General features: G+C 66.1%; 11 protein-coding genes. 3 read left to right on the top strand and 8 right to left on the bottom strand.

Translation table 11 applies throughout. The features are described 5' to 3' along the window. Nucleotides 1-16 precede the first annotated feature (16 nt). On the top strand, nt 17-1,006 hold the full coding sequence (locus AO684_RS19030) for a class 1 fructose-bisphosphatase (RefSeq protein WP_054304364.1): 990 nt from the start codon (nt 17-19) through the stop codon (nt 1,004-1,006). 4 nt (nt 1,007-1,010) lie between these two features. Next, nucleotides 1,011-2,045: a class II fructose-bisphosphate aldolase gene (gene fba / locus AO684_RS19035; RefSeq protein WP_054304313.1), complete on the top strand. Its 1,035-nt coding sequence runs from the start codon at nt 1,011-1,013 to the stop codon at nt 2,043-2,045. Here the strand turns inward: fba and AO684_RS19040 are convergent. From AO684_RS19040 to AO684_RS19075, 8 genes are all read right to left on the bottom strand, one after another. Then, nucleotides 2,039-3,655, bottom strand: coding sequence for an AMP-binding protein (locus AO684_RS19040; protein ID WP_054304314.1), 1,617 nt, complete (start codon nt 3,653-3,655; stop codon nt 2,039-2,041). The genes fba and AO684_RS19040 overlap by 7 nt on opposite strands. Further along, entirely contained in the window at nt 3,652-4,743 is a 1,092-nt protein-coding gene (locus tag AO684_RS19045) for an LLM class flavin-dependent oxidoreductase (RefSeq protein ID WP_054304315.1), read from the bottom strand. Before AO684_RS19045 ends, AO684_RS19040 begins: the two co-directional genes overlap by 4 nt. Before the next feature lie 126 nt (nt 4,744-4,869). Then, nucleotides 4,870-5,658 (bottom strand): aspartate/glutamate racemase family protein, encoded by a 789-nt coding sequence (locus AO684_RS19050; protein WP_054304316.1) that lies wholly within the window; start codon nt 5,656-5,658, stop codon nt 4,870-4,872. After that, nucleotides 5,659-6,438: a cyclase family protein gene (locus tag AO684_RS19055; protein ID WP_054304317.1), complete on the bottom strand. Its 780-nt coding sequence runs from the start codon at nt 6,436-6,438 to the stop codon at nt 5,659-5,661. Nucleotides 6,439-6,448: 10 nt separating this feature from the next. Then, nucleotides 6,449-7,684 (bottom strand): SDR family NAD(P)-dependent oxidoreductase, encoded by a 1,236-nt coding sequence (locus AO684_RS19060; RefSeq protein WP_054304318.1) that lies wholly within the window; start codon nt 7,682-7,684, stop codon nt 6,449-6,451. Next, nucleotides 7,684-8,853 carry a thiolase family protein gene (locus AO684_RS19065; protein WP_054304319.1) on the bottom strand — a complete coding sequence of 390 codons (1,170 nt, stop codon included), beginning with the start codon at nt 8,851-8,853 and terminating at the stop codon, nt 7,684-7,686. Before AO684_RS19065 ends, AO684_RS19060 begins: the two co-directional genes overlap by 1 nt. 4 nt (nt 8,854-8,857) lie before the next feature. Next, the gene (locus AO684_RS19070; RefSeq protein ID WP_054304320.1) at nt 8,858-9,283 is read right to left on the bottom strand and encodes an organic hydroperoxide resistance protein; all 426 of its coding nucleotides are present in this window, start codon (nt 9,281-9,283) and stop codon (nt 8,858-8,860) included. A gap of 17 nt (nt 9,284-9,300) precedes the next feature. Beyond that, nucleotides 9,301-10,908, bottom strand: coding sequence for an AMP-binding protein (locus AO684_RS19075; RefSeq protein WP_054304321.1), 1,608 nt, complete (start codon nt 10,906-10,908; stop codon nt 9,301-9,303). Between the two features lie 96 nt (nt 10,909-11,004). Between AO684_RS19075 and AO684_RS19080 the strand changes: the two genes are divergently transcribed. Beyond that, nucleotides 11,005-11,922, top strand: coding sequence for a LysR family transcriptional regulator (locus AO684_RS19080; protein ID WP_054304322.1), 918 nt, complete (start codon nt 11,005-11,007; stop codon nt 11,920-11,922). The last annotated feature ends 20 nt before the right edge of the window (nt 11,923-11,942 follow it).

Genomic DNA, 11,942 nt, shown 5'->3' on the forward strand with positions numbered 1-11,942 from the left:
TCCGAAAGGGGCAATGATGCTTCGCCTGCCCAATGACGGCGCTGCCACCGGCACGCCGCTGGACGAATACCTGCGCGCGCGCGGCGGGGCGGCGGCCATTGTCGCCGCGCTGGCCCATGCCTTGCCGCCGCTGGCCGACCGGCTGGCCGCCGGACGCCTGCATGGCGACCCCGAGGCCATCGTCGGCACCAACGATTCCGGCGACAAGCAGAAGGCGCTGGATGTCGCCGCGCATGATCACATGCTGGCCGCCCTTGCCGCTGCTGGCGTGCGCAAGGTGCTGTCGGAAGAGGCCGAGGCGGTGATCGACCTTTCCGCCGAAGGCGCCTTCGACGTGGCCATCGACCCGATCGACGGCTCCGGCTCCATCGGGATCGGTGCGCCGCTGGGGATGCTGTTTTCCATCCTGCCCGCCGCGCCCGAGGGCTTTTTGCGGACCGGACGCGCCATCGTGGCGGCGGGCTATGCCTCTTTCGGGCATAGCTGCGACTTCGGCTTCTCGCTGGGCGAAGGCGTGATCATCGCCACCTTCGACCGTGAGCTGAATGGGTTCCGCATCGCCCGCGAGGGTGTGACGCTGAAGCCGGAAACGAAAAGCATCGCCTATAACGCCTCGAACGAACGGCACTGGCCCGAGGGGCTGCAAGCCTGGGCGCGCGATCTGCGCGCCGGGAAGGAAGGCCCGCGCGGCAAGGATTTCAACATGCGCTGGCTGGCAGCAGCGGTGGGCGAATTGCACCGCATCCTGCTGCAAGGCGGCGTGTTTCTCTATCCCGCCGACCGCCGCAAAGGGTATGAGAACGGCCGCCTGCGGCTGGTCTACGAAGCCGCGCCCATTGCCTTTCTGATGGAGCAGGCGGGCGGCAAGGCCACCGATGGCGCCGTGCCGATCCTTGACCGGCAGCCGCAGTCCCTTCACGAGAATACCGCACTCATCTTCGGTGCCGCGGAAGAGGTCGATACCATCGGCTGCTACCTCGGCGCCCCCAACCCCCGACAAGGATGATTCCATGGCCCGGATCACGCTTCGCCAACTGCTCGACCACGCCGCCGAAAACGGCTACGGCGTCCCCGCCTTCAACATCTCGAACATGGAACAGGGGCTGGCCATCATGGCCGCCGCGAAGGCGACCAATTCGCCGGTGATCATTCAGGCGAGCCGCGGCGCCCGCGCCTATGCCGGTGACCGCGTTCTGGCCCGCCTGATCGACGGCCTGACCGAAACCTACCCGGACATCCCGGTCTGCATGCACCTTGACCATGGCAACAACCTCGCCACCTGCGCGACCGCCATCCAGAACGGCTTCACCTCGGTGATGATGGACGGGTCGCTGAAAGAGGACGGCAAGACCCCGGCCGACTACGCCTATAACCGCAACATCACCAGGGCGGTGGTCGATATGGCCCATGCCTGCGGCGTGTCGGTCGAGGGCGAGCTGGGCGTTCTGGGCAGCCTTGAAACCGGTATGGGCGATCAGGAAGACGGCCATGGCGCGACCGAGAAGCTGAGCCATGACCAGCTTCTGACCGACCCGGCGGAGGCCGAGAAATTCGTGGCGGAAACCGGCGTCGACGCGCTGGCCATCGCCATGGGCACCTCGCATGGCGCTTACAAGTTCACCCGCAAGCCCGATGGTGACATCCTCGCCATGCATGTCATCGAGGAAATCCACCGCCGCCTGCCGAACACCCATCTGGTGATGCACGGTTCCTCCTCGGTGCCTGAGGATCTGCAAAAGATCATCAACGCCTATGGCGGCGACATCAAGCCGACCTGGGGCGTGCCGGTCGAGGAAATCCAGCGCGGCATCAAGTCGGGCGTGCGCAAGATCAATATCGACACCGACAACCGCCTTGCCGCGACCGCCGCGATCCGCAAATCTTTTGCGGAAGATCCGGCAGAGTTCGACCCGCGCAAATACCTGAAAGCCGCGATGGGCATGATGACCGAAGTCTGCAAACAGCGGTTCGAGGCTTTCGGCACCGCTGGCAACGCCGACAAGATCCGCGTCATGCCGGTCGAGGCGATGGCGAAACGCTACTGATCAGACCGGGCGCGCAGGCCCTGCTTGCGCGCCCGCAGGTCATGACTGCGGGGCGCCGCCAAGGGCGCCTCGGCCAGCGCGCCCAGATCCGCGCGCCGCAGCTTCTGGGTCGAGGTCGTGGGCAGGCTGTCCACGAACACGACTACCCCCGGCACCTTGAAGTAGCTGAGTTGCGTCGCGCAACGGTCGAACACCGCCTGCGCCAGCGCGGCTTCGTCCTGCCCCGCCTTCGGCACGATGACGGCCAGAACCTCCTCGCCGCGCAGCGGTTCGGGCATGGCGACCACGGCAACCTGTGCGACACCGGCGCAGGAGGCCACCGCGCCTTCAACCTCGATGGCAGCGATATTCTCGCCCGAGCGGCGGATGATGTTCTTCTTGCGGTCGTTGAAGTAAAGCCGCCCCGCCGCGTCGCGGATTACCACATCGCCGGTATGGAACCAGCCGCCCGCCCAGGCCTCGGCCGTGGCTTCCGGGTTCTTCAGATAACCCGAGAACAGCCCCCGGCGCGGATCGTCCCCCGACGCCCGCACCCAAAGTTCGCCCGGCGTTCCGTCGGGCACATCGGCGCCCGTGTCATCGACCACGCGCGCCTCCATCGCCGGGCCGGGGCGCGCGGGGTTGCCGATGCAACGGCTGCCCAACACGCGTGGCTCCTCCCATGCGCACAGCACACAGGCACCGCCGGTTTCCGTCATGGCCCAGCCTTCCAGCAGCGGCACACCATAGCGCGCCTCGAACACCGCATGGTGATCAGGATGCACGCCACCGCCCAGACCGAACCGCATGCCATGCGCGCGATCCTCGGGGCCTTCCGGCAGTTCCAGCAAGATGGCGGGCATGACACCAAGATAATGGAAGCAGGTTGCCCCCGTCTCTGCCGCCTCGTGCCACCAGTTGCGGGGGTGGAAGCGATCCACAATGATCTGCGCCCCGCCAGTCGTCAGCATCCCCATGAAGGAATGGCCCGAGGCATTGACGTGAAACGCGGGCAGCGGCGTCATCAGCCGCTCAGCCCAGGGACGCAGCGAGATCGCGCTGCCCTGCGCGGCATACCAGCGCCCCCAGTTCAGGAAGTAGAGGTTCGACAGGATGCACCCCTTGGGCTTGCCCGTCGTGCCGGAAGTATAGACCAGCGCCGCCTCCGCCTCTTCGCCCGCAGCGCCACCCGGCGCGGGTGGGGCTGGCGGGGGGGCCTCACCCGGTCCGATGACCGGCAGGCCCAGCGAGGCAGCGGCACTGCGGACATGGGCCGCACGCGCTTCCAGCGCAATCGCCAGAACCGCGCCGCTATGGCCCAGCACATAGCCGAACTCCTCGGCGCTGCCATCTGGGTTCAGCGGCACCGCGCTGATGCCCAGGCTGTTCAATGCCAGCCAGTGCAGGAAATGCTCGGGCCGGTTCTCCAGCAGCAGCGCCACCCGGTGCCCCGGCCCATAGCCAGCCGCTGCGAAATCAGACGCCAGCCGCGCCACTTCGGCCTGAACCTCGCCATAGCTCCATTGCGCCTTCGCGCCCCACATCGCCTGAACCGAGGCAGGCAGCAGGAACAGCGGCGCATCGGGGCGTTCGGCAGCTTTATCCGCCAGCAGCGCGGCAATCGTCGTCATGTGCGCAGGCCCGCCTTTTGCAGAAGCGGCAGAACCCTGTCGCAGAAATAAGGAAGTTCATACAGGTAGTTGGCGAAAGACAGCGCGATCCCGGCATAACCCTGCTCGGAAATCGCCTTCATCTCTTCGACAATCTTTTCCGGTGTGCCGACCAGCGGATAGCTGCCCGCCCCACCGGCAAAACGCTTGCGATAACGGTCATAGGCATCGGCGTCATGGGAATGCGAGAATTCCTTCTTGCCCGCCATATGCTGATCGACGGCTTCTTTATCCGCCAGTGTCACGGCATAGCGTTCGTAATACTCTTCCGCCTCGGCCTGCGTTTCGCGGCAGACCACATGGCAGACGGTATAACAGCCGACATCGCGACCCACCTTTTCGGCGCGGCCACGAATATCCGCGACATGTTTGCCTGCCTCGGCAATCTCGGTGAATGTTGTGAACAGATATTCACAATGCGCCGCCGCGAAGTCACGGCCAGGGCCACCGAAAGCCGCGTTCATCGTCACCGGACGCGGGGTTTGCAGGCTGGCCGGGCGGCTGACCGCCTGTTTCAGCTGGTAGAAATCGCCGTTGAGATCAATCGGCCCCTCGGCGGCATAGACCTGCTCGATGATCCGCAGCCATTCCGACGCCTGATCATAGCCCTTTTCCACCAGCGGGATGTTGAACATCCCGAATTCCTTCGGGTTCCAGCCGCAGACGATGTTCAGCCCGGCCCGCCCGCCCGAAATATGATCCACCGTCGCCAGCGCCTTGGCCGCGTAAAGCGGATGCACGATCGGCACATGCACGGTCATGAACAACCCGATGCGCTGCGTCGCCGCCGCAAGCCCCGCCGCCCAGGTGAAGGTCTCGTAAGACCATTCGCGCACCTTGTTCTTGCCGCCGAACCCGGCCCAGCGGGCGATGGGCAGGAAAAAGTCGATCCCCGCGCGGTCGGCGATCTGCGCCGCCGACAAATTGTCGTTCCACAGCGCGCGCCAGCGTTCAGGCACATCGGTAATGGCCAGCCCACCGTCGGCATTTGCCGCAAAGATACCAAGCTTCAGCTTGTTCGGGCCTTTCAGGGGATGCAGTCGCGTCATCGGAGCCTCGTGAAAAAGGCGGCTGACCTGTGGTCAGTCGGTCAGGGGAAAGGAGGCGCGCGTCGGGATCAGACTAGAGGCTGCGGTCAATATTTCAAGCATGAAATACATGACCGCAGCGGATTCTCAGCCGCGCCGGAAGCCCTGTGTCGCAAGCTGGCGGAAATCGCCCATCGCCTGTTCCGGCGCGCGGCAGCAATGCGGCCCGCGGTTCGGCTCCAACCCGTTCAGCCGGTGCAGCCGCACCTGCATTTCCGCCTGCATCAGCGCGACGGCAGCGCAGTTCACCACCGGCGCAGCGCCGATCTTCAGCCCGTATTCGCCGCCGATCAGCAGCCCCGGCAATACACCCGCCGGCACGATGACATCGGCGCCGTCCGCGACCATCGGTTCGGCCACCTTGCGGAAGCCGTCAATCATCCGCACCTTCGCGGCCTCGTCCCCGGCAAAGGCCGCCGAGAAATCAGAAGGCAGAATGTTCAGCCCGGCGATATGGCTGATCCGGTGGCCAAGGCCGTAAAGATCGGCCTGTTCGCGGTGCATGTTGCGGTAAACGTCATCCAGCGAGATCAGCGCGATCATCCGCCCCAGTTGCGCCGCCAGATGCAGCGTCGCTTCGCCGGTGCCCACGACAGGGATGCCCACCGCCGATTTCAGCTCATAAAGCCCAGGGTCCTGAAAGTGCCCCATGACGATGGCGTCATAACCATCCGCCTCGGCCTGAATCCCCTGATCCACCGCCTGCACGGCACAACGGAATTCTGACAACCGGCCGAAACCGCGGTCGGGGGGCGAGATGCCATGCACCTCGACCGTGGTGCCGGGGCTGGCGATCTCGTTCAGATAGGACGAGAGCTTCGCCAGATAGGCCGCGCTGGCGGTCGCGTCGATGAAACTTTGCCAGTAGATGCGCATTCATCCCTCCTTCGGGATCAGGGCCAGCACCCGCAGCGGGCTGCCCGAGCCTTCATGAACCTTCAGCGGCGCGGCCAGGATCACCGCCCCGGTCGGCGGCAGGCGATCCAGCGCCGCAAGGCATTGCAGCCCGTAGCGCCCGGCACCATGCAGATAGTGGTGCGCAGGATAGGGCGGTGTCAGATGCCCGCCCTGCCCCGCATCGGTGCCGATGGTTTCGGTGCCAAAGCCAAGGATGCCCCGTTCGTCGACCAGCCAGCGCATCACAGCCGCATCAGGGCCGGGGGTATGGGCGCCATCGTCGCGCAGGTTGGCATAAGCCGCGCCTTGCCGTTTCGACCAGTCAGTTCGCATCAGCACCCAGGACCGCGCCGGGATGCGACCGTGTTTCGCCTCCCACGCCTCGACATGGGCGATGGTCAGCAGGAAATCCGGGTCGGCGCTTTCCGCCGAGCAGTCGATCACACAGGCCGGGGCGATCATATCCGCCACCGGCAGCGTATCGACCGTGTTCAGCGGCAGGTCGCGCCCGGTGAACCAATGCACCGGCGCGTCGAAATGCGTGCCGGTATGTTCGCCGAAACTGAGGTTGTTCCAATACCACGCCGGGCCATTGGCATCATATCGCGAGATGCGTTCGATCCGCACCGGGGCCGAGGCGCCAAATTCCGGCGGCAGCACGATGGTGGGGCTGTCCTCGCGCAGGGTCTGCGTCAGGTCCACCACCTCCACCGCCCCGGAGCCGAGTGCCGAAACAAGCAGGGTCAACGGGTTGGTCATGCGATGCTCCTCATCCCTGCCGCATTTCGCGTTCGACCGCCTTGGGGTTGGCGGCCAGCCGGGCCTGAATATCCTTGGCGACATCGCCCACGAACATTTCCTCCAGCCCGCGTTTCAGCCCGGATACCGCAGCGGTGGCGACGGCAGAGCCTCCAACCCTCGGCTGGGGCCAGGTCTGGAACCAGTCGCTGTCCGTCGGACCACAGAACAGGTTCAGAAGCTTCACACCCCCCTGCGCCAGGTCCGCCCGCAGGCTGTGCGACCAGGCCAGCGCCGCCGCCTGCGCCGCCGACCAACCGGCAAGCGCAGGCGAAGGCGCCAGCGCATGTACCGACAGCAGGTTGACCCAGGCCGCCGCGCCGGTCGGCCCGTCGGCACCGCGCCCGATCATCGCGGGGGCCAGCGCCTGAGCCAGTCGCATCGGGCCAAAGACCACCGCCTCCATCGCGTCGCGGGTGGCGGTTATACTGCCACCCAGCGCGCCACCGGGGCGCATGTGGTCGGCGGTATTGATCACGATTTCGGTTTTGCCACCGTAATCGCGCGCGTGATCGGCGACAGACCGTTCCGAGCCCAGATCCAGCGGCACCACGCTCACCCCCGGCAGGGCGGTCAGCTTCTCCGCCGCAAAGGGCTTCCACGCCTCTGGCAGGCCCAACCGCACCTCGCGCGCGCCCGCCTCCACCAGCGCCTTCACCAGCGCCGGAGCCACGAAGCTACGCGCATCGGTAATCAGAACCCGGCGATGCAGCGGATCGGCGGTCATCTCACGCCATTGCGGATCGGTCATCGGATCGGCCCCCTTCTGTTCCGGCCCCGCATAAAGCACCGCCTGCCCGGCGCGGTCCAGCATCAGCACAAGCCGCACCCGCGACCCGGCGATACCTTCGGGATGCAGATGCACCAGCGCGGTCGGCCCGGCATCCATCTTCACCAGCCCCACCCGCCACGGTGCGCGCTCGCGGAAGTAATTGTCGGCGGGCACTTCGGCGGTGGTCTGCGACAGGACGGTGGCACCCTCCGGCGCCTCGACCATCTCGATCCGCGCCGACAGGCAGTCGGGGCAGGCCTCGCGCACCGGGAAGTGGAAGGTGCCACAAGCGGCACAGCGCGGCAGGGCAAAGCGCCCCTCGGCGGCGGCAGCGGTCAGGTGATGCGCCGCGCGGCTGCGCTGGCCCGGCGGCAACAGCGGCAGCCGCGTGCGTTTCAGCGGATCTTTGCGACGCGGTGGTTGAAGCGGAGCCATCACGCGCCCTCCCCGCCAAGGATCACCGCGCCCGAGCCAAGCCCCCGGTCGAAGTTGATCATGCCAAAGCCCGAGGCCAGACCGCGTTTCGCGCCCGAAACCTGCGTCGGCCCGGCTTGCCCGGTGACCTGCCGCAGCACCTCGACAATGCCCATGTGCCCGCCACCGCAACCCGCCTGCCCGGCCGACAACTGCCCCCCACAGGTGTTATGCGGAAAGTCCCCGGCGATGGTGAAATCATGCGCCTGCACGAAATCGGACGCCTCGCCCTTCTTGCAGAAGCCCAGATCCTCGAACTGCATCATGCAGACAAAGGGGTAATCGTCATAAGTGTTCACGACGTCGATCCCTGCGGGCGTGGTGCCCGACATGGCGTAAAGCTCCGGCATGTCCTTCGCCCAGCCGCCGCGCATCTGCACCGGGTCTTCGGCAAAGGCATTGTGCCGTTCAATACTGCCCAGCAGATGCGCATAGGGCAGGCCCTGCGCCTTGGCAGTTTCCTCGCGCATCACCAGAAACGCCTCGGCCCCGGCGCAGGGCATGACGCAATCGAACAGGTGGATCGGCGGCGCGATGGCGCGGGCACCCAGATATTGCGCCAGCGTCAGCGGCTTCTTCATCAGCGCATTGGGGTTCTTCAACGCATTGTCGCGCATGGCGACGCAGAGCTTGCCGAAATCCTCGCGCGTTGCGCCGGTCTGGGCCATGTAGTTCTGGCAGATCAGCGCGAAAGACACATTCGGCCCGCCGGCCCCGTAAGGATAAACGGCATCCTGTGAAAAGCGGCTGAAATTCTCCAACCCGTAGCGGAAGGTATGCACGCCGTTGGTTTCGGCGGCGACGCAGGCCACCACATCGGCGTCGCCCATCTGCACCGCCCGCGCAGCGCGGCGGAGGCTGACGACCCCCGCCACCCCGCCCAGCGGCACGAAATCCAGAAAGCGCGGCGACAGGCCGAAATGCTGGGTCAGGCCGATGGCACTGTCCGGCGCGGCGGAAAAGCTGGCGAAGGAAAAGCCGTCGAAGTCCCGATGGCTCATCCCCGCGCCCGCCGCCAGCGCAGCCAGCGCCCGCCCGGCCCACCAGGCGGTGCTTTCGACCGAATAGCGCTGATAGGGCACCGTCACCGGCACCGTCAGCACGACATCCTCATACCCGCGCCGCGCCATCCGGTCAGACCAGCGTCAGCGTCACGTCGATATTGCCGCGCGTCGCATTGGAATAGGGGCAACGCTGATGTGCGCCCTCCACGATTTCCTGCGCCAGCGCCGGCTCGACACCCGGCAGGTGGATGATCAGTTCCACCGTCAGGCCATAGCCGGTGGGCACCGGCCCCATGCCGACCTTCGCGGTGACCTTCAGGTCATCCGGCAGGCTGACTTTCTTCTGCCGCCCCACCAGCTTCAGCGCGCCGATGAAACAGGCCGAATAGCCCGCCGCGAACAGCTCTTCGGGGTTGGTGCCTTCGCCGCCCGGACCGCCCAGTTCCTTCGGAATGGTCAGCGCCAGCGGGAAGCTGCCGTCAGGGCGGCTGGACGTGCCCTGACGTCCGGAGGTCGAGGTCATTTCAGCCGTATAGAGGATTTTCTCGGGGGTCATTCGCGTGTCCTTTCCTGTCATGCCTTCTTGCGCAGCGCGGTCTTTTCCGACCTCAGATCGAAGGCGCGGCCCGATGCCACCGCCTCGGCCGCATCAGATTTCAGCACGCCGCGCAAAAGCTTGTTGGTCGAGCTGACCGGCAGAGCCTTGGTATAGGCAAGCCAGCCGGGCAGCTTGTGGTAACTCAGCTTCGCCGCCAGACGTTCCAGCAGCGCATTTGCAGCGGCAGCGTCGGCGGCAGCTTCCGTCACCACGAAAGCAAACACCTCTTCGCCGCGCGTGTCATCGGTAACCGGCGTGACGGCGGCGGTTCTCACCGCCGGATCGGCGATCAGTGCCATCTCCACCTCCAGCGCCGAGATATTCTCACCCGACCGCCGCACGATGCTTTTCTTGCGATCAACAAAATAGAACCGGCCTTCGGCATCGACGCTCATCACATCGCCGGTATGGAACCAGCCGCCCTCCCAGGCTTCCGCTGTAGCCTTTTCATCGCCCAGATAGCCGGTGAAGAACCCCTTGCGCGGGTCGTCGCCCTTGGCGCGCACCCACAATTCGCCGGCGGTGCCGGGGGGCACATCGCGGCCCTCGTCATCCACAAGCCGCCAGTCCATTCCGCTGCGCGCCACACCAATGCAGCGCTGGCCGGGCGGACAATCGACGCCGAAGGTGCAGGTGACGCCGGTGCCGCCCGTCTCGGTCATCGCCCAGCCTTCAAGGGTCGGCAGGCCATAGCGCCGCTCGAATTCGATCTTGTGCGCGGCATCAACGCCGGGGCTGAAGGCAAAGCGCGCCTTGTGCGCAGTTTCAGCCGGGTGGGACGGCAGTTGCAGCAGGATCGCCGGAATGACGCCCAGCGCATGCACAATGGTCGCGCCGCTGTCGGCCACGGTCTGCCACCAGCGCGAGGCATGGAAGCGATCCAGCGCCACGATGCAGCCACCGACGACCATCATCCCCACAGCCGTGCAGCCCAGCGCATTCATGTGGAAGAACGGCAGCGGCGTCAGCGAAACTTCGCAATCCTCCGCCAACCCGCCCATGCCTTCGGTCGAAATATACCAGTCCGCGACATTCATGAAGTAGTAATTCGACAGGATGCAGGCTTTCGGCATCCCGGTGCTGCCCGAGGTGAACAGCAGCGCGCATTCGTCGCCCGGCTGGCCTTCGGCGGCGGGGCGGGGGGCCTTCGCGGGCGGGATCGCGTCGCCGGGGTGGCAGCGCGGCATATCCCCGGGGCAGCCCGCCGCCACCAGCGCATCGAATTCAGGCAGCGCCACCATCAACTCGGCCTGCGATTTCTCCATCTGATAGCGCAGCTCGTCGGGGCGCATATCGGCATTCACCGGCACGATGGAAGCGCCAAGCGCATTCAGCGCCAGCCAGTGAAACAGGAACTCCGGCCGGTTCTGCAAGATCAGCGCGACGCGCGACCCATGGCCGTAACCTGCCGCCGCATAGCCCACGCGCAGGGCGGCAATCTGTTCCGCCGCCGCACCGTAAGTGTAGCTGAATCCTTCCGGCGCATACGGCAGGCCCGCGCTGGCCGGAGCCATGACAAAGGGTAGATCTGGGCGGGTTTGCGCCTTGCGGTCGAAGGCATGGAAGGGCGTCGGCAGCAGCATGGGCACCTCTGTTCTTTCGGTCAGCTTAGGGGCCGCTGTCCCATCGTTCCAATTCAATTGCCTTGTCGGATTGATAGCAACTTACTATCAAAACACATGGAACTGAGACAGCTTCACTATTTTATTGCCATTGCCGAGACCGAACACTTCGGTCGCGCCTCGACCAGTCTGCGCATCGCGCAACCGGCGCTGAGCCGTCAGATGCAGCTTCTGGAGGCGGAACTGGGGATCGACCTGTTCGAGCGGTTGCCGCGCGGGGTGCGGCTGACCCCGGCAGGTCGGGTGTTTCTGGACCAGACGCGCGAGGTGAAGGCACAGCTTGCCCGCGCCGTGGCGGCGGCGCGTTCGGCAGCGGCTGGCACTGGCGGGCGGCTGCGACTGGGGCTGATCGAGGTGGCGGCCTGGCAGGGCCTGTTGCCCGAAACCATCCGCCGCTTCCGCGCCGAATTTCCGCAGGTCGAACTCGCGCTCAGCGCCATGTCCTCCCCCGCGCAGCTTGCAGCGATTCAGGGCGGCACGCTGGATGCCGGGTTCCTGTATAACCCGCCCGACGATCCGGCGCTGGGGCAGTTGGCGCTTGGCTTTCACCGGATGATCCTCGCCGTGCCCTCGGGCGCCCCCTTCGCGGCGCGGACCGGGGTGCGGCTGGCCGATCTGGAGGGACAAGACATGATCGGCTTTCGTCGCGGTGCCAGCCCACGCCTGTCGGATGATCTGACCGCCGCACTGCGCGGTGCCGGGGTTACCCCGCGCCGCATCGCCGAGACGGAAAGCGAGGCCGACATCCTCGCACTCGTGAATGCCGGGCTGGGCATGGCCTTCGTGAATGAGAACCAGCGGCACCGCCCCCCGCCCGGCGTGCGCTTCCTGCCAGTCACCGACATGGAGGTGCGGCTGCATCTGGCGCTGGTCTGGCATCGCGGCACGCCGTCGCCCGCGCGCGACCGGCTGGCGGAGCTCACGCAGGCCATGGCGCGCGAGGGGGCTTGCGGCGCGGACGGGGAAATACTTTAATCCTGAAATATCATTCCTGC

The organism is Gemmobacter sp. LW-1 (assembly GCF_001303875.1).
Taxonomy (GTDB): Bacteria; Pseudomonadota; Alphaproteobacteria; order Rhodobacterales; family Rhodobacteraceae; genus Gemmobacter; species Gemmobacter caeni.